The sequence below is a fragment of the Brucella thiophenivorans genome (genome assembly GCF_002252445.1).
Lineage (GTDB): Bacteria > Pseudomonadota > Alphaproteobacteria > Rhizobiales > Rhizobiaceae > Brucella > Brucella thiophenivorans.
In genome coordinates, this window is record NZ_NNRJ01000051.1 from 328,086 (window position 1) to 346,657 (window position 18,572).

Genomic DNA, 18,572 nt, shown 5'->3' on the forward strand with positions numbered 1-18,572 from the left:
TCAACGAACTCACTTAAGTTGTCCGTCGACAGGGGGTCACATACGGAGAATCGAACCACATTGCAAGTGATTACAATGATCTTTTTTAAGAAATCCACGCTTGTTCGAAAAAGTGCCTTAACCGTTAAAATTGATCAGGTTTAGGTTACCATGTTTTAGCCATAGCTGTGAACAAAGTATTCAAAATGCGCTGACAGATAAAATTACCATGCCCGCATTAACTAATGGAACAGAAAATAAGGTCCATATCGAATGGGAATATAGACCCGAACCCGCAAGAAGCTTATTAACAGATAATTAAAGAGCACTTTGGGTGGTCGGAAGAACAGGTAAAGGACCGGTATGTCAGGATCATACCCCTTCATCAATATAGCAGCGCTGGATCAAATCCGCGAAGGCTTTGCAAAGGGCGATGCGCAGCTCGTGCTGACGCACGACCTCTCAACTGTTATATGGATTAATGGCCCCGGCGCGAAACTGTTCGGTTTTGACCATATAGAAGATATTATTGGCCGCGAGCTTGATTTACCAGTGGCAACCCGCCGCCAGATCGCGAGTTCAAGCAGCGATACAGATTGCGCGCCACGTATAGTTTCGGTACGGTTGAGTTCGGGTGTGCGTTCGGAACTCACCCGTCTTCAAGTGTCGCAACTCAACATGCCAGATGGTGTCAAAGCTACATTGCTTGCCGTCGAGAACCAAAATGCTCTGCCTGAAACCGTTATTTCCGGCCTTGGCGACGATGCAACGCATCTAGCGCTTATCAATGCTGAGGCGAAAGTGATTGCCGCCAGCCCGCGCTATTTGGCACTGGATATTTCTGTGTCGACGCTTGAAGACCTGATTATCGAAGCAGGCGACGCAAGCGACCGCATCGTGAAGCGCCGTATCCGTGCAGGCAAGAACTCTGTTCCCGGAGCGATTGCACGGCTTTCGGATCACCCGGCCCTGCACCTGATTTGCATTGTCGGAGAGTCCGCAGCCGATGAACCGAAAGCGCAGGTAGAACCAGCGATAGAGGCGATTGTTGAAACAAAAGTGGAACCCAAAAGCTTCACTTTCGACGCAAAAGGCGCACCTTCCCGCTTCATCTGGAAGACCGATGCAACGGGTGCATTTTCCGAAGTCTCACCCGAACTCGGCGTCATCATCGGCCCAAATGCGGCTGATGTCATTGGCAGAAACTTTGTAGAAGTTGCCAAGGTTTTTGGTTTCGATACCGATGGCAGCATCGCGTCGCTTTTAAAAAAGCACGACACATGGTCCGGCAAAAAACTGCTTTGGCCAGTTGAAGGTACCAATCTGCGTGTGCCGGTTGAGCTTGCGGCCCTCCCCGTTTATTCGCGGGACCGCGAATTCATAGGCTTCCGTGGCTTTGGCCTTGTGCGTCCCGAAGATGCCGAAGAAGACCCCGAGACAATCGGCCTGGTACTTGCGGGCGGCGTTCCTCAGAAGCGCGAATCAGCCCAGACGATTCAAGATATGCTGAGCGCGGATGATGAAGACGACATATTGGCGCTTTCAGAAGAAGTTGCCAATGATGATCATGTGGGAGCCGGGCATCAAAGTTCTGTGTCGCCAATGCTGCCTTTTGAGCTGACGCCCAATCCGGGTCGTCGCGAGTCAGACAAGGTTATAGAACTTCTCAATGCTGCCGCGCGCGAAAAAGTGGAAGCTGATCACGCTAAGCACGGCAAGGGAAAAGAACAGCGCCCTGAAGGTGGACTCACTGCAACCGAGCGCAATGCGTTTCGCGAGATTGCAGATCGTCTGCGCAAACAGGGACTGGCTAATACCCGCGAAGACAGTGAACGCCCAGCGGCAGAGCGCGCAGCTTTTGTCTCTATTGTGTCTGAAAAGCTTCCATCGACGGATGAGAAGCAACAGACGATAAAGGCCGAACCAAAGCATTCGGCGAACGAAACGGCACTTCTCGCCAACCTGCCTATCCCTGTGATCATCCATTCCGGCGATGAAATTCATTATGTCAATCAGGCACTTCTTGATTTAACGGGCTATGCAACTCTTCAAGAGATTAGTCATGCCGGTGGCGTCCAATCTTTGTTCAACAGCGACAATGAAGACGCCAGTAACTCTCAAGGGATGGTTCTGCGGCGCGCTGATGGCAGCGAAGAGCCTGTAGAAGCGCATCTCAACGCCATTGGCTGGCGTGACGGTCGCGCACTCATGCTAAGCCTCATGCCAGTGGTCCCAGCTCAAGTCGAAGTGCCTGTAGCAGCAGAAGCGCAAAGCGCAGATCTCACTGAAAAGCAGGCGCTTGAGGCCAATGTTGAAGAACTGAAAATCATTCTCGACACAGCAACCGACGGCGTTGTGCTGATTGAACCGGAAGGTCGCATTCGTTCAATGAACCATTCGGCGGCAGCCCTTTTCGGCTATGACCGCGAAGATACTGAGGGCAAATTCTTCTCGATGCTGTTCGCTATCGAAAGTCAGCGTGCAGCGATGGATTATCTGCATGGACTTTCTGACAATGGTGTTCTTAGTGTTCTTAATGATGGTCGCGAAGTCATCGGACGTGAAGCGCAGGGCGGATTCATTCCGCTGTTTATGACTATGGGTAAACTGCCACATACCAGCGGTTACTGTGCGGTTCTCCGTGACATTACGCAGTGGAAACGTGCCGAAGAAGAGCTCACAAAAGCTCGCAAGGAAGCCGAGCTTGCGTCAAATCAGAAATCCGAGTTTCTGGCGCGCATAAGCCATGAAATTCGTACGCCGCTCAATGCTATCATCGGCTTCTCCGAACTGATGGCCGACGAAAAATTTGGTCCCATTGGCAGTGATCGTTATCGCGATTATCTGCGCGACATCAATCGTTCAGGCAACCATGTGCTGGCGCTAGTGAATGATCTCCTCGACATATCCAAGATCGAGGCCGGTGGACTGGATATGCAGTTTGAAGCGGTTTCGCTCAATGATGCAATCGGTGAAGCCATCGCGTTGATGCAGCCGCAGGCCAATCGTGAGCGTGTCATTATCCGTTCGAGTTTTCAATCAAACCTGCCGGATATTGTGGCGGATGCACGCTCGATTAAACAGGTAGCACTTAATCTGCTTTCAAATGCCGTACGTTTTACATCAAATGGTGGTCAGGTTATCGTTTCTACAAATTACGAACTGAACGGCGATGTGGTCATGCGCGTGCGCGATACGGGCGTCGGTATGACGAAGGCGGAAGTTCAACAGGCACTTAAGCCTTTTCGTCAGATTAATGCCACACAGCGCAGGCAATCGGAAAGCGCGAAAGACTGGCGCAACGAAGGCACAGGCTTGGGACTGCCACTGACCAAAGCAATGGTTGAAGCCAATCGTGCGCAGTTTGCCATCGATTCAACACCGGGTCAGGGTACGGTTGTCGAAATCATTTTCCCTCCCACACGCGTTCTTGCTGACTAAAACAATGAACTCATTCCAAAAATAATTACCGATTTTTTGGAATGATGCTCTAACCATATATCAGAATCAGCATAGACGGCTTTGCTTTCCCCCTGTGCTGGGATAGATTACGAAATATGTCTCACTGATAGGATGGTTGATGCGCTGGCCCAGATTTACGCGCCTTATTATTGCGCTCATCATTCTAGGCGCCGCAGCGTTGGCAACGCTGCTGGCTATCATTCCTTTTATCGTTTCGACAGATGCAATCCGTATTCGTGTTGCACAGGAAATCAGTGCCTGGACCGGCTATAGTGTTGAGCTTCGTGAAGCACCGCGTCTGCGCGTATTTCCAGTTTTGCGTGCTTCACTTGATGGCGTAACACTGAGCAAATTGTCGGATCAGGGTGCAAAGCCCTTTATGACCGCCAACCGAATTGAGGTTGAATTATCGCCCCTTGACGCTTTGATGGGGCGTTTGTCGTTCTCCGAAACACAGATCGTCAGACCGAATTTCAACCTAGGCGGCACCGTCAACAATTTCTCTGGTCTGCTTGATGCCATAGCCAGTTCAAATGGTCGTCTCGGCACCGCCATCCGCGCCCAACGGGCCTTGCAGCAAAATGGTGCCGACGACACAACACGTGCTGCGCAACAAGCCTCGCAGCCTTTTGGACGCGTTGTCATTCGCGACGGCATAATTGCGTTCAATGATCCTGATTCTCAGGAAGAACCAAAGGAAGATCAACAGATTACCAAAGTGAATGCTACGCTGGAATGGCCGCGAACGTCGAGCGCGGCCACACTACGCGGAAGCGCACAATGGCGTGGCGAGGCAACCCAGTTCAATCTAACCGCAGCGCAAGCCTTACCGCTTCTTGCGGGAGGAAACTCGGATTTAAATGCAAGCTTCACATCGAATCCAGTCAACATCATCTTCGACGGTAAAGCCAATATTTCCAACAATCGCTTTTTCGAAGGTTCATTGAGTGCGAAGACCCCCAATCTGAGCAAAAGCGTTCGATGGCTTGGTCTTCCACCCATTGCGGGAAGCACTGAAATCGGTGCGTTTTCGCTTGATTCAACGATCACCTCAACACCACAGCGCTTGAAATTCGACAATGTGGAGATGACAACGGATGAAAGTCCGGCCAAGGGTGTTATCGAAATTGGTTTTGAGCAAGATACGCCAGCCGTCACCGGCACACTTGCCTTCGACAAGCTGGACCTGCGCCGACTGTTCTCGATCTTTGTACCGCTGCCAGTTAGTCAAGCGCGATCGCCAAGTGAGCGCGATCCGAGCGAACAGGACAATATCAACACCAGCTTCATCGACCGGGCGGAACTTGATCTTCGCCTTTCCGCGCAAACTGCCACTGCTGGTCCTGTTGCCATGACAGGCGTTGCCGCCGCTGTGCAGATCAGGGGCGGACGTGCAATGTTTGACATTGGTGACGCAAAGGCTTTCAACGGCATTCTTCAGGCCAACCTTCAGCTCGTGCGCGATCTAAAAACTGCCACTGGCGAACTTCGCTTCAATGCATCCGACATTGACAGTTCCCAGCTTTTTGCAGCACTCGGCTTTGACAAACCATTCATCAATGGCAAGGGAAATGTTTCATTGTTTATGAAGGGACCGGCCAATCGCTGGTCCGGCTTACTCACAAATGCTCAGGGTAACGTCTCCGTAGAACTGAACAATGGCCAGATGCAGGGCTTTTCCGTACAGGACTTTCTAACGAAGGCACAAAGCCAGGGATTCTTTGCGCTTGAACGGCAGGAAAACGTCTCGCTTGCCTTTAACCGTCTCGACCTTAAGGCCAATCTTTCAGATGGCGTAGCAACTCTGGAAAATGCACGCCTCGCCACCAATGACGGAACACTTAGTCTGGCCGGCATCGTACCTTTTGTGGATCGCAGTCTGGCACTGAGCGGTGAAGTCATCTTCCCCGATAGCCAGCCGCCACAGCAACAAAATACGGATGGACAGCAAGCCGAAACCACACCCTCCAAACCGCCACTGCATTTCTTTGTCGGCGGCTCATGGGATCGGCCATTTATCTCCCCATCATCAACGAGAAGTACACCGGGGCAGTAAGCCCCGTCCCGGTCTTCTTTATCCCAATCGGAATGCAGCCTGTTCATCGCGACGGCGCTGAACTTCACGGCGTTTATTGACCACTGACGCGATGATCACTCCTGTCGTTACCAGCGCGATCAGGATCGTGCAGACCGCATTGATTTCCGGTGTCACACCAAGACGCACTTGAGAATAAATCTTCATAGGCAGCGTGGTTGCACCCGGACCAGACGTGAAGCTTGCGATCACCAGATCATCAAGTGAAAGCGTGAAGGCCAGCATCCAGCCGGAAACAACAGCAGGCAGGATCACCGGCAGAGTGATTTTCATGAAGGTCGTGACCGGCGGCGCGCCAAGATCCTGCGCCGCCTCTTCCAGCGAATGGTCGAAGCTCACCAGACGCGATTGCACGACCACGGCCACAAAACACATGGAAAATGTGATGTGTGCCAGTGTTACAGTCCAGAAACCACGATCAAAATTCATCGCTACAAACAAAAGCAGCAGCGAAAGACCGGTGATCACATCAGGCATAACCAGCGGTGCATAGACCATGCCGGAAAACAGGATACGCCCGCGAAAACGCGTGTAACGCGTCAATGCAAGCGCTGCCAAAGTTCCAAGCATGGTGGCAATTGTCGCCGACAAAAGCCCGACACGAATTGTCACCCATGCTGCATCCATCAGCCCCTGATTACGAAAAAGCTCGCCATACCATTTGGTCGAGAATCCCGACCAGACCGTCACGAGACGCGATTCATTGAACGAATAGATCACCAGCAGCACAATCGGCAGATACAGAAAGGCAAAGCCAAGCGCTACTGAAGCAATATTGAAGCGGGACCAATTGTTGTTCATGGTCTATTTCCCCTTTTCCTGCTGACGCGCCTGCACTTGCTGGAAGATCACAATCGGTATGATCAGCAGTAACAACAGGACGACTGCGACAGCCGACGATACCGGCCAGTCACGGTTGGAGAAGAATTCACTCCAGATCGTCTTACCAATCATCAATGTTTGCGATCCGCCCAGCAGATCAGGGATAACGAATTCGCCAACGGCCGGGATAAACACGAGGAAACAACCGGCAAGAACACCTGCAAGCGACAGCGGAAATGTAATTTTCCAGAACGCAGCAATCGCCGTGCAACCAAGATCTTGTGCCGCTTCAATCAGCGAATAATCCATCTTTTCCAATGACGAATAAATCGGCAGGATCATGAACGGCAGATAGGAATAGACGATGCCGATATAGACTGCCGTATCCGTATTAAGGATCGTCAGCGGCGTATCGATAATATTGAGCCACATCAGAAACTGATTCAGCAGGCCCTCTGGCTTCAGAATACCAATCCAAGCATAAACGCGGATCAGAAAAGACGTCCAGAATGGCAGGATCACCAGCATCAATAGTGTCGCGCGAAGGCTCTTCGGCGCACGCGCGATGCCATAGGCCATCGGATAACCGACAAGCAGCGCAAGCGCTGTAGAGATCGCAGCGATACGAACGCTCGACAAGTAGGCTTTGTAATAAAGTGGATCATCCACCAACCACAGATAATTATCGAAAGAGAGTTGCTTCACCTTCTCCCAGGCAGCAGCAAAGCCCTGTGTCAGATCAAAAGCCGGTTGGTAAGGCGGAATGGCCATCGTCACTTCAGAAAGCGAAATCTTGAAGACGATAAAAAACGGGATCAGGAAGAATAGCAGCAGCCAGAAATATGGCACTGCAATCACAAGACGACTTGTTATGGAGGCGATCAGCTTTTGCATACGATTGCCCCCCTCAAGCCGTTAACACCAGACCGGCATCGGTATCGAATGAAACCCAGACCCGATCATCATAACCGAGCGGGTTTTCAGTCTTGCGCACCGCATTAAGACTTGCAGCCTTGATTGTGCGTCCGTTCTCAAGACGGACATGGAACACGGTCATATCGCCGAAATAGGCTATATCCCACAATTCACCTTCAACCGCATTGACCGATGCATCTTCCGGCTTATCGCGGCTTATGCGCGTCTTTTCGGGCCGCACGGCATACCAGACCTTCTGGCCGGGACTAAGCTGTTCACGGGTTTCGGTGTTGATATGAAAGCCAAACTTCTCAGTGGCAATTTCCGCTTCACCATTGGTGGATTTAACAACCTCGCCTTCGATGATATTCACATTGCCGATGAAGTCGGCCACAAATTTGGAACGCGGAGCTTCGTAAACTTCCGCAGGCGTTGCCACCTGCATGATGCGACCCTTGTCCATCACGGCGATACGGTCGGACATGGTCATGGCTTCTTCCTGATCGTGGGTAACGACCATAAAAGTCATGCCAAGCTTGACCTGCAAATCCATCAACTCGAACTGCGTTTCCTCGCGCAGCTTCTTGTCGAGCGCGCCAAGTGGCTCATCGAGCAACAGGACTTTCGGGCGTTTGGCGACCGAACGCGCAAGCGCCACACGCTGGCGTTGACCACCGGAAAGTTGGTGCGGCTTGCGCTTGCCATATTGTTCGAGCTTCACAAGCTTCAACATTTCAGCCACGCGCGCGTCGATTTCCGATTTCGCCATGCCGTCCTGCTTGAGCCCGAATGCGATATTGTTTTCAACCGTCATATGCGGAAACAGCGCATAGGACTGAAACATCATGTTCACCGGGCGCTTGTAGGGTGGAATGCCGCGCATATCCTGCCCGTCCAGCGTGATGCGACCGGAAGTCGGCTCTTCAAAGCCTGCAAGCATGCGCATCAATGTCGTCTTGCCGCAACCCGAAGCTCCAAGCAGCGCAAAGAATTCGCGATTGAAGACATTAAGTGAAAGACTATCGACGGCAGTAAAGTCACCAAATACCTTGGTCACATTGTCAAAGGAAATATAAGGCTTCGCTGCCGGATCATTCCAGGGTGCGAATTTGCGGCGAAAGCTGCCAAAAGATTCCATTCCGTTCCCCATCGCCTTATCAAGAATTACAATTCACCAGCTGCAGCCTGTCATTACAAGACGTAGAGCGGCCCACCTGTATGAACAGTGAGCCGCTCTTTAATTCCAACGTACGAACCCGCACCGGCTGATTTTTCTAGCCGTCATATTATCCGATTGTTACTGGCCTGTGACGATCTTGGTCCAGGCGCGGGTAACAACACGCTGCGTCTTTGTATCATATGGTGTCGGCACGAAGAGCTTCTTAAGCACGTCTTCGCTTGGATAGATTTCAGGATCATCCAGAATTGCCTTGTCGAGGAATTCCTGCGATGCCTTGTTGCCATTGGCATAGAACACGTAATTCGATGCTTTGGCAGCAACTTCCGGACGCATGATATAATTCATGAATTCAAGCGCTTCCGGTACATTCTTGGCATCAGCCGGAATTGCCATCTGGTCAAACCACATCAGAGCGCCTTCCTTCGGGATCGAATAACCGATCTCTACGCCCTGATTGGCCTTTTCCGCACGGTCACGCGCCTGGAAAATATCGCCCGAATAACCAATGGCCATGCAGATGTCGCCGTTCGCCAGCGCATTGATATACTCAGACGAATGGAACTTGCGGATATTCGGACGGACTTTTAGATAAAGTTCCTGCGCTTTTTCCAGATCGTCCGGCGATGGCGAATTCGGATCTAGGCCAAGATAATTCAAGGCTGGACGCAGCATTTCGCTGGCCGAATCCAATAGATAAATGCCGCAGCCTTTAAGCTTTGCCGACTTTTCCGGATCGAAAAGCACATCCCATGAGTCGATCGTATCGGTGCCGAGCGCTTCCTTGATCTTGGCCTTATTATAACCAATGCCAGTGGTGCCCCACATGTAATTAATGGAATATTCATTGCCCGGATCGTAGGTCGCAGCGCGGGTCGAAATTTCATCCCACATATTCTTGAGGTTCGGGAGCTTGTCCTTATCAAGTTTCAAAAATACGCCTGCCGGGATCTGACGGCCAAGGAATTCACCCGATGGCACTACGAGATCGTAGCCACTACCGCCAGCAAGAAGCTTGGTTTCGAGAATCTCGTTCGAATCATAAACGTCATATACGACCTTGATTCCGGTTTCCTTAGTGAAGTCTTTGAGGATCGAATCGTCAATGTAATCCGACCAGTTATAGATATTGACAACCCGTTCCTGCGCACTTGCGGGAAATGCGGCGGCTACGAGGCCAGAGACCATAGTTGTCGCCAGAAGAAAGGATTTCATCCTCATCGCGTGCTCCATTCTGCACCATAATTTGCGGTACAGCTCAAGGGTGGGTAAACTGTTTCAGTTGCTACCTTTTTAGATTGTACAGCATTCGTCAACCGGCTGATGACAACACGAACATAAAAATTCGTTTTTAGTTTATACACCTCACGGAGAGCCGATCAGGTTTTGACACTGATGCGTCGAAAATGGTGTGGTTCGAGAACCGGAGCGGAGCGTACTTAAAGGTACGAGAGCACCGGAAGTCGAAAACCACGCCGTTTGCAGACCATCAGGACCGAAATATCGCGGCTCTACTGGAAGTCGAAAGCTGATAGCCCCGCCACCATTTCATCAAGGCCCAAGGGTCGTGTGAGCGGCGGCTCGGCACGCGTAATACAGCCCTGCCGCTCGCAAAGGCGACAAGCCGGTCCAATTTCTTTGCTGGGCGCATAGCGTGCGCCATAAATCGTGCCCTCACCCGCCTCCAAAGAGCATCCAAGCAAGAGTGCTGTGCGACTGGGACGTTCATTGAATGCGCCCTGAGGCCCCTCAAGCGTTCTTGCTATGGTGAGGAAAGCTGAACCATCGGGTAGTTCTGCTCCTTCAACCAGCACTTGCCCTGCCTGCGCGAAAGCCGCATAGACTGGCAGCTTGGGGCATTGCCCACCAAAGCGCACCGGAAACCCTTCGGCACCCGCCATACGCAATCGATTGCCAGCATGGTCAATTTCCATCAAGAAAAACGGCAATCCACTTGAGCCCTGTCGCTGCAAAGTCGTCAGCCGGTTTGCGGCCTGCTGAAACGACACGCCAAAGCGCGAGCGCAACACATCGACATCGTATCGCGCACGCACGGCTGCATCACGAAACTGCCTATAGGGCATCATCAAAGCCTGCGCCGCATAACGTGCCAGTTCAAAACGCGCTATGCGCTTTGCTTCACTGGACGAGAGTTTCAAGCCTTCGGTTTCAGCGCCAATCATCACCTGCATGCGAATGAGTGCTGCTTCCATTGCAATTTCCTGCAACTGGTCGAATGGCGACAGCCGTTCTGAAATAAACAACCGCTGCGAATGCCGGTCATAACGCCTGCGCCAGTTGGGCATGGTCGCTACCGGCAAGGTGCGCACCGTAATGCCATGCTCACGCCGCAGCCATTCTTTCAATGCGCTCGACAAATCACCGTCGGGTTTCAGCAAAGCATAAAAACTTTCAGCTTCTTCTTCGATGCGCGGATAATGATTGGGTCGTCGCGCCATCACATCGCGTACTTCATCGAGCGGCAAGCGCGTTGCAGAAAGCTGCGCATCGCTGCCTTCATGCGAAAGCAATTGCGACAAGTCTGATAAGCGTTGCTGCTGCTCACGATAGGCGCGGTAAAGCTTGACGATACCGGCGGCAGCATTGGGCGCTGCCTCGCCAATTTCCACCAGTTCCTGATCACCCGGCAATTCGCCGGTCAAAAGCGGATCGGAAAACACTTCCTTAAGCCCCGCAACCGTCGTTCCGCTTTCTGCTTGAAGACTATCAAGATCAAGCTTGTAAACCCCTGCGAGCTTCAACAAAAGCTGCACCGTCAGCGGTCGCTGATTGCGCTCAATGAGGTTGAGATAAGACGGTGAAATCCCAAGCGCTTCGGCCATCGACGTCTGCGTCAGACCGCGCTCATTACGGATGCGCCTTATACGGGGACCAGCAAAAATCTTGCGTTCGCTCATTGGTTCTCCCAACCCGAAAAGGCGAAATTTACAACTCGTGACAAAATAGCTGCAAAATATATCTTTGACAAGATTTACAAATTTACACGTCGTCGCTGTCAATATTCAGACAGCATTACCTTAATTATTTAGCCTAATTATTGGTTTTTCTGGCTGTTTAAAAATCAGTTCTGTAAATCTTGTTACAGAAAGAGCGCCAACAAATAGCTCTTCTGGAACCAGTTAAAACTGTGAGGAGACACCGAAATGACAGATTTTTACAGCCTTATCCCTTCGGCACCAAAGGGTCGTTTTGACGGCATTCAGCGTGCGCATACAGCCGAAGACGCGAAGAGGCTGCGCGGTTCGGTGGAGATCAAATATTCGCTGGCCGAGATGGGCGCAAATCGTCTCTGGAAGCTGATCCACGAGGAAGATTTCGTCAATGCGCTCGGCGCACTTTCCGGTAATCAGGCCATGCAGATGGTTCGCGCTGGTCTGAAGGCGATCTACCTTTCTGGCTGGCAGGTTGCAGCCGATGCCAACACCGCATCAAGCATGTATCCCGACCAGTCGCTTTATCCGGCCAATGCAGCCCCAGAACTCGCCAAGCGCATCAACAAGACGTTGCAGCGTGCCGACCAGATCGAAACAGCAGAAGGTAAAGGCCTGTCGGTCGACACATGGTTTGCGCCAATTGTTGCTGACGCGGAAGCAGGCTTCGGCGGACCGCTCAATGCATTCGAAATCATGAAGGCTTTCATCGAGGCAGGTGCTGCCGGTGTGCATTATGAAGATCAGTTGGCTTCTGAGAAGAAGTGCGGACATCTCGGCGGCAAGGTTCTCATACCAACGGCTGCGCATATTCGCAACCTCAATGCAGCGCGTCTGGCTGCCGACATCATGGGAACGTCCACACTAGTCATCGCCCGCACGGATGCGGAGGCTGCCAAACTTCTGACATCGGACATCGACGAGCGCGATCAGCCCTTCGTTGATTATGATGCTGGCCGCACAGCGGAAGGCTTCTATCAAGTGAAGAACGGCATCGAGCCATGCATTGCCCGTGCAATTGCCTATGCGCCCTATTGCGATCTGATCTGGATGGAAACATCCAAGCCCGATCTCGAACAGGCTAAGCGCTTTGCTGAAGCCGTGCATAAGGCGCATCCGGGCAAGAAGCTCGCTTATAACTGCTCGCCCTCGTTCAACTGGAAGAAGAACCTCGACGACGCAACGATAGCGAAGTTCCAGCGCGAGCTGGGCGCCATGGGCTACAAATTCCAGTTCATCACGCTGGCTGGTTTCCATCAGCTTAACTTCGGCATGTTCGAACTGGCACGCGGCTATAAGGACCGCCAGATGGCAGCTTATTCCGAGCTGCAAGAGGCAGAATTCGCAGCCGAAGCTAATGGTTACACGGCGACAAAGCACCAACGCGAAGTCGGCACCGGTTATTTCGATGCCGTATCGCTCGCAATCACCGGCGGCCAGTCTTCGACCACCGCCATGAAGGAATCCACTGAAACCGCACAGTTCCGCCCGGCTGCGGAGTGACAATTAATTCTTGAGAGGAGAATAAAAATGGCTTCGATTGCACGCGTTAAGGAAAGAGCTGAAGAGCAATCAACCTCAATGAGCACCGATCAGCAAAGCGCGATCCGTATGCTCGCCAATGATCTGCACCGCCTCAACCAGTCGGTCATGAAGGCAGTCGAGGCCGGGGTTTCTGTTGAGCTGGTTCGCTCTGCCCGGCATCATGGCGGCGAAGGCAATTGGGGCGATCTCTTGATTCCCGTCATCGTTACCCGAAACCCGTCATCGTTACCCGAAACCCGTGATGCGTCAAAAAGAACAGATTAGACCTTGATATACCAGTTTATTCATGTTGGACTGGCCTCACTGACCTCCCCGGCTGGCTTCGCCAGTCGGGTTCTTTTTGGTCAGCATCCTATTTCAACAAGCTGCCAAGTTCGGCCCATGTTTCGTTTTTGGTCGGCACACCCATTCCGCCTTTCTGTCGTTCGGCATTGCGATTAAGCCGTGCGAAGACAACCCGCTTGCCATCTTTTTCCGCCCAACCAACATACCAACCAAACTGGCGGCTGCGGTCTATTTTACCCTTTGAATTGCGCTCCACACTGGAGCCGGTCTTTCCATGCACGGCCCAGCCATTTTCAAGCTTCTGAATCGGAAGAACAGACATGGTCTTTTCGGTGGTTTGCGCTGAAACCGGCAATTGTCTTCCAAGCAATTTGCGCAGGAAAATCACTTGCTCTTCCGGCGAAATTTCAAGCGACGAACTGATCCATGAATGAGTCAGTCCATTGTGTTTGCCCTTATCCCCCGAAAGATCACGGTTGCCGTAGTCAAAATCATCTGTGAATTTCTGAAACTCGTTCATTCCGAGCTTTTTTGTTAATTCGCGAGAAAACCAGACGACAGATTTATCTTCCCACCGCGCGGCATCGGTATCGTGACGCCAGAATTCGAGTTCGGCTTTATATTCACTTTTATACGGCCAGACGGGATCATGAGCACTTTTCAATATGCCACTTTCAAAACCCATTACCGCCAATGGCAGTTTGAAAGTCGATGCCGGGCTGACACGAACAGCACAACCCTCGCCTTCTTTCGTCAACACTTTGCCGCTGTCAACCTTCACCACCAGCATGCAGGCAAGTGTTTTGTCAAAAGCCTGCGCCTGCACGCTCATCAGCGGCAGAACACCAAGCGAAGCAGCAATCAGACCCGTAACACCGGCATTCAGTTTCGCCATCGAAAAACTCCTCGTGATTGTTGCTCGCAAAATGTTTTGCCAATCATGGCAAAACGATAGCGGAAACGCTCTCATCCCCTGAATTTACTTGCGCTTTTCCGAAAAGCTTCATTTGTCAACGCGGCTTGGCTTGGCTATCATGCCAACATACGAAATCATTTTTTGGTGTTGGATGTCTGCTGATACGACTGAAAAAAAGGCAACGCGAGCGCCGCGTCGCCGTACGCCACCCCATGTAAAGTCGCTTCGCGGCGTGAAGAATTGGAAACAGGCTACTGAATGGCTTGCCTGGCGTGATATTGAAGACATCGAATGCATCACCCCCGATCAAGCAGGTGTGGCGCGCGGCAAAATGATGCCGTCAAAGAAGTTTACGTCAAACACATCGCTGGCTTTGCCGTCGGCAGTGTTCATGACGACGATCACCGGCGATTACCCTGAGGATGGCCATGGCTTCCAATATCCGGAAGATGATGGCGATCTGAAACTCCTGCCCGATCTTTCAACGCTTTGCACCGTGCCGTGGGAATCTGACGCCACAGCACAGGTAATTTGCGATTTGGTCTATCAGGATGGACGTGCGGTCGAGTTTACGCCGCGTAATGTGCTGCGGTCAGTTGTTGCGGCCTATAGCAAACGTGGCCTCAAACCAGTCGTGGCTCCCGAGATAGAATTCTATCTCGTGCGGAAAAACCCGGACCCGGATTACCCGTTGACACCGCCGGTTGGACGTTCGGGCCGCGCTATTGGCGGCGGACAGGGCTATTCTATTGCCGGAGTGAACGAATTCGACGAACTGATCGACGATATTTATCACTTCTCTGAAGGTCAGGGACTTGAGATCGATACGCTGATTCACGAAGAAGGCGCTGGTCAGCTTGAAATCAACCTGCGTCATGGCGATCCGGTTGAGCTGGCCGATCAGGTCTTCATGTTCAAGCGTACGATCCGCGAAGCAGCACTCAAGCACGATATGTATGCGACCTTCATGGCCAAGCCCATTCAGGGCCAGCCGGGTTCTGCGATGCATATCCATCAGTCAATCATCGATAAGAAAACTGGCAAGAATATTTTCTCCAACGAAGACGGCGCGGAAAGCGAAGCCTTCCGCCACTTTATCGGCGGCATGCAGCGCCATGTTCCCAATGCATTGGTGATGTTTGCGCCTTATGTGAATTCTTATCGCCGCCTGACACCTGATGCTTCGGCACCGGTTAACGTCAAATGGGGCTATGACAACCGCACCACGGCCTTTCGTGTTCCGCGTTCTGATCCGGCTGGGCGGCGCGTCGAAAACCGTATCCCTTCGTCGGATGCCAATCCATATCTGGCGCTTGCAGCATCACTTGCTTGTGGACTAATTGGCCTTGTGAATAAGATCGAACCGGAACAGCCTGCGTCGACCAGCGTCAACACCAAAGAAATCGAGCTGCCGCGCGGATTGGTCGAGGCTGTGCAACTTTTTGAAAATGATCAGGAATTGCGCAATCTTTTCGGCAGCTCTTTCGTCACCACCTATGCGGCGATCAAGCGTGCCGAATTTGAAACCTTCATGGAAGTCATCAGCCCGTGGGAACGCGAGTTCCTTCTGCTCAACGTCTGACCGGTTCTATATGCCATACCAAAGCCCGATCTCGCCCGGATTTTCGTGGTACGAAGCGAGCGTACCAGAGCGGCCGCAATACTCCGAGCTTGACGGTGTCCGTCAGGCGGATGTTGTAGTTATTGGCGGCGGCTATACGGGACTGTCGGCAGCCTATCATCTGGCAAAGCAGGGGGCTGACGTCGTTTTGATTGAGGCGGCTCGCTTTGGCGATGGGGCATCGGGGCGCAATGGTGGGCAATTTGGAACAGGCCAGCGCACTTGGGCCGAAGACCTCGAAAAACAATATGGCTTTGAGCGTGCGAAAGCCCTGTTTGATGTTGCGGAAGAAGCCAAAGCCTATCTGCTTGGTTTTGCAGCCGAGCATAATATCGACATGGAATATATGCCCGGCCAGATTTCCGCCGCGCACAAGCCGCGCTATTTAAAACACTATCAGGACCATGCGGAAGTCATGGCGACGCGCTTCAACTATCCGCATATCCGCTATGTTGAACGCGAAGAAATGGCGGCGCTTTTGGGTTCAAACCGCTATCACGGCGGTGCCTATGATGCGGGAACCGGTCATATTCATGCGCTCAAACTGTTAATTGGGCTGGCGAAAGCAGCACAGGCGGCTGGAGCGCATATTTATGAAAACACCAAAGCCACGAAGATCAGCGCAGCCAGCGGTCGCGTTAGCGTGGAAACGCCACGCGGCACGATCGTGGCCAATAATGCATTCATCGCAGTCAATGCGCATGGTGGCGATCTGGAATCAACCAGTGCCAGTCATGTCATGCCCATCCGTTCGTTCATCGGAGCAACAGCGCCGTTGGGTGACGATAGCCCGATTATTCCCGGCGGAGAGTCCGTCGATGACTCACGCTTCGTAGTGCGCTATTTTCGCAAATCGAAAGATGGACGTCTGCTTTTTGGCGGTCGTGAAGCCTACACCGCCGATAATCCACGCGACATCAGCGAACATATTCGCCGGCAGATCGCAGAAATTTATCCGGCATTGGACAAGGTCGAAATTACTCAAGCATGGGGCGGATCAGTCGGCATTACCATGCCGCGCCAGCCTTTCGTGCGCGAAGTGATGCCCGGTGTTATTTCGGCTGGCGGCTATTCGGGCCATGGCGTTATGCTCGCCAATTATATGGGCCGACTTTATGCAGAAGCGATCAGCGGTAAGCGCGAGAAGCTCAAGCTCTTTGAAGAGTTGCGCATTCCCGTCTTCCCCGGTGGCCGCACATTGCGCGCACCATTGTTGTTTGTTGCACTTTCCTGGTACGCGCTGATGGATCGGATTTAAACCACACCCTCCCCGGCTCTTGCAGAGAGACGTTGATAGGTCTCTTCCACTACATCGCGCATTGGCACAATTCCGCTCAAGCACAGCAATGCATGCATGTGTTCCCGCGCACCTTCATAGCCAAGAATAGGTGCAAAAGGCTGCATGACGGCGCGTCTCTCGCTTCCATAAAGCGCCTGATACTCCGCAAAATTCGTAAAGCTCTTGTAGCTCTCGCCACGCATCAGATAAGTCTCAACCGCAGCACCTTCGGCCATAACAACAGCATGGCTATCAAGTACGATATTGTAATAGTCGATTGAGTGTTGTGCGAGCGTGCGCGTGATTGACCGGCCATTGACCAGGTCTTTTGCTCTGATTAATACGCCATCAATGAAAAGAGCGTGGTTCGGCGAAACACAAAGATCGCGGTAAGGCGTCTTGCCATCAATCGCATGACGCGCGATGCGGATCGGCATAATATTTTCATTCCACTCCGCACCAGTTTTTCGGTGGCTTTGCCAGCCGACCCATTTAACGGGCATAAAAGAACCATCGACTGTCTTAACACGATCTCCGACCCCAAGATTTTCGACCGCAACAGGCCCTTTTACGGTCTCTATGAGTGTGCCTTTCAATAGGCAGTTGGAGCCTGAACCGCCGCCATTTTCCCACCATTTCGTGCCGAGCGCACGCGCCGGCAGTGACGATATAGACGCCGCCAACGCGCCTAAAACGGCAGCTTTGGCGATCACGCCTGTGGCAGCCCCCAGAAAATGCCGCCTCGCTCGGCTACTCGGCGAATGCCGACCTTTATCTGCTGACATGTGTCCCTCCGCTCTTCAGCGCTACGGCATCGGGCCAAAAATCAGCATGGATTTTTTTTGCAAAGCACGATGCACAAATTCCAGACCATGAAGCGCCATTCCGTGTTGCGCGGATATGCGGTGCTTCGCTTGCTTCGCCCCAAAAGTACTGATCTGATATTACTCTATCATCCCCTTGAAAATATTACGGCAATCCGATCTATAGCCTCCGCGAATAGACGTAGGACATACTACAGACGGCGTAGATTTGAGGACATTTTCAGTGCCTAAAAGAACACGTCCGCGTTAACCGAGGTTAAGCGAGACGTCTTGGAAACTCGTAGCAAACGCAAGAATCATCTTATAGTTTGACCCACAATTCAGCGCAGAGATTTTCCGATGAGCAAAGATACTCTTTTCCTCCTCAAGCCGGGCTTTGAAGACCCCGTCTATCCGGGCAAAAAATTCTATTGCTGGCACTGCGCGCTGATTGAAGGGGTGCTCGCTTCATTTCCCGAACTTGGACAAAAAATCGAGATCAACCGCATTGAATGGCCGCGTCCTAGACTGGATGTGATCGTGCTTGTGGGTGAAGAAAATCAGTCTTTACCTCTGCTAATCCTGGCGAATGGTAATCGTTCAATTCATCAAACGGGCGAATTTCAAGGCCGCGCTTTTATCTCCGAGAAGGACGCTATCCTTGCAGCACTTTCCGAGCGGCATGGGTTTCCACACCCTCATCCCTAAAAGGGAAGAATATG

Annotated in this window: 14 protein-coding genes; 7 read left to right on the plus strand and 7 right to left on the minus strand. The window is 52.1% G+C overall.

The genetic code is table 11. The features are described from left to right. Positions 1 to 342 precede the first annotated feature (342 nt). Positions 343 to 3,420 carry a PAS domain-containing protein gene (locus CEV31_RS15560; RefSeq protein WP_094508123.1) on the plus strand — a complete coding sequence of 1,026 codons (3,078 nt, stop codon included), beginning with the start codon at positions 343 to 345 and terminating at the stop codon, positions 3,418 to 3,420. Positions 3,421 to 3,559: 139 nt separating this feature from the next. Beyond that, positions 3,560 to 5,497 (plus strand): AsmA family protein, encoded by a 1,938-nt coding sequence (locus CEV31_RS15565; RefSeq protein ID WP_094508125.1) that lies wholly within the window; start codon positions 3,560 to 3,562, stop codon positions 5,495 to 5,497. A gap of 18 nt (positions 5,498 to 5,515) precedes the next feature. On the opposite strand, the gene CEV31_RS15570 is transcribed toward CEV31_RS15565, so the two are convergent. The 5 genes from CEV31_RS15570 to CEV31_RS15590 all read right to left on the minus strand — a co-directional run bounded on the left by CEV31_RS15570 (position 5,516) and on the right by CEV31_RS15590 (position 11,368). Then, positions 5,516 to 6,337, minus strand: a complete 822-nt coding sequence (locus CEV31_RS15570) for an ABC transporter permease (protein ID WP_094508127.1) — start codon at positions 6,335 to 6,337, stop codon at positions 5,516 to 5,518. 3 nt (positions 6,338 to 6,340) lie between these two features. Then, a complete protein-coding gene (locus CEV31_RS15575) occupies positions 6,341 to 7,252 on the minus strand; it encodes an ABC transporter permease subunit (RefSeq protein WP_094508129.1) in 912 nt (303 codons plus the stop codon). 13 nt (positions 7,253 to 7,265) lie between these two features. Continuing rightward, positions 7,266 to 8,411, minus strand: a complete 1,146-nt coding sequence (locus CEV31_RS15580) for an ABC transporter ATP-binding protein (RefSeq protein WP_094508131.1) — start codon at positions 8,409 to 8,411, stop codon at positions 7,266 to 7,268. Positions 8,412 to 8,570: 159 nt separating this feature from the next. Further along, positions 8,571 to 9,671, minus strand: coding sequence for a polyamine ABC transporter substrate-binding protein (locus tag CEV31_RS15585; RefSeq protein WP_094508133.1), 1,101 nt, complete (start codon positions 9,669 to 9,671; stop codon positions 8,571 to 8,573). 290 nt (positions 9,672 to 9,961) lie between these two features. Then, positions 9,962 to 11,368: a helix-turn-helix domain-containing protein gene (locus tag CEV31_RS15590; RefSeq protein ID WP_094508135.1), complete on the minus strand. Its 1,407-nt coding sequence runs from the start codon at positions 11,366 to 11,368 to the stop codon at positions 9,962 to 9,964. A 246-nt stretch (positions 11,369 to 11,614) separates the two neighbouring features. Between CEV31_RS15590 and aceA the strand changes: the two genes are divergently transcribed. Both aceA and CEV31_RS15600 read left to right on the plus strand, forming a co-directional pair. Next, positions 11,615 to 12,904 carry an isocitrate lyase gene (gene aceA / locus CEV31_RS15595; RefSeq protein ID WP_094508137.1) on the plus strand — a complete coding sequence of 430 codons (1,290 nt, stop codon included), beginning with the start codon at positions 11,615 to 11,617 and terminating at the stop codon, positions 12,902 to 12,904. A 27-nt stretch (positions 12,905 to 12,931) separates the two neighbouring features. Continuing rightward, on the plus strand, positions 12,932 to 13,210 hold the full coding sequence (locus CEV31_RS15600) for an SMc00767 family acetate metabolism repressor (RefSeq protein ID WP_094508139.1): 279 nt from the start codon (positions 12,932 to 12,934) through the stop codon (positions 13,208 to 13,210). Positions 13,211 to 13,298: 88 nt separating this feature from the next. Here CEV31_RS15600 and blaOXA read toward each other — a convergent pair whose 3' ends face one another. After that, positions 13,299 to 14,126, minus strand: a complete 828-nt coding sequence (gene blaOXA, locus CEV31_RS15605; RefSeq protein ID WP_169717374.1) for a class D beta-lactamase — start codon at positions 14,124 to 14,126, stop codon at positions 13,299 to 13,301. Between the two features lie 172 nt (positions 14,127 to 14,298). Between blaOXA and CEV31_RS15610 the strand changes: the two genes are divergently transcribed. Beyond that, a complete protein-coding gene (locus tag CEV31_RS15610) occupies positions 14,299 to 15,729 on the plus strand; it encodes a glutamine synthetase family protein (RefSeq protein ID WP_094508600.1) in 1,431 nt (476 codons plus the stop codon). A 10-nt stretch (positions 15,730 to 15,739) separates the two neighbouring features. Next, on the plus strand, positions 15,740 to 17,026 hold the full coding sequence (locus CEV31_RS15615; RefSeq protein ID WP_094508143.1) for an NAD(P)/FAD-dependent oxidoreductase: 1,287 nt from the start codon (positions 15,740 to 15,742) through the stop codon (positions 17,024 to 17,026). Here CEV31_RS15615 and CEV31_RS15620 read toward each other — a convergent pair. Further along, positions 17,023 to 17,832, minus strand: a complete 810-nt coding sequence (locus CEV31_RS15620; RefSeq protein ID WP_094508145.1) for a Hint domain-containing protein — start codon at positions 17,830 to 17,832, stop codon at positions 17,023 to 17,025. The two genes, CEV31_RS15615 and CEV31_RS15620, sit on opposite strands and share 4 nt — an antisense overlap. Positions 17,833 to 18,210: 378 nt before the next feature. Here CEV31_RS15620 and CEV31_RS15625 point away from each other — a divergent pair, with 378 nt between their 5' ends. After that, positions 18,211 to 18,558 (plus strand): DUF3088 domain-containing protein, encoded by a 348-nt coding sequence (locus tag CEV31_RS15625; RefSeq protein ID WP_094508147.1) that lies wholly within the window; start codon positions 18,211 to 18,213, stop codon positions 18,556 to 18,558. Positions 18,559 to 18,572 lie beyond the last annotated feature (14 nt).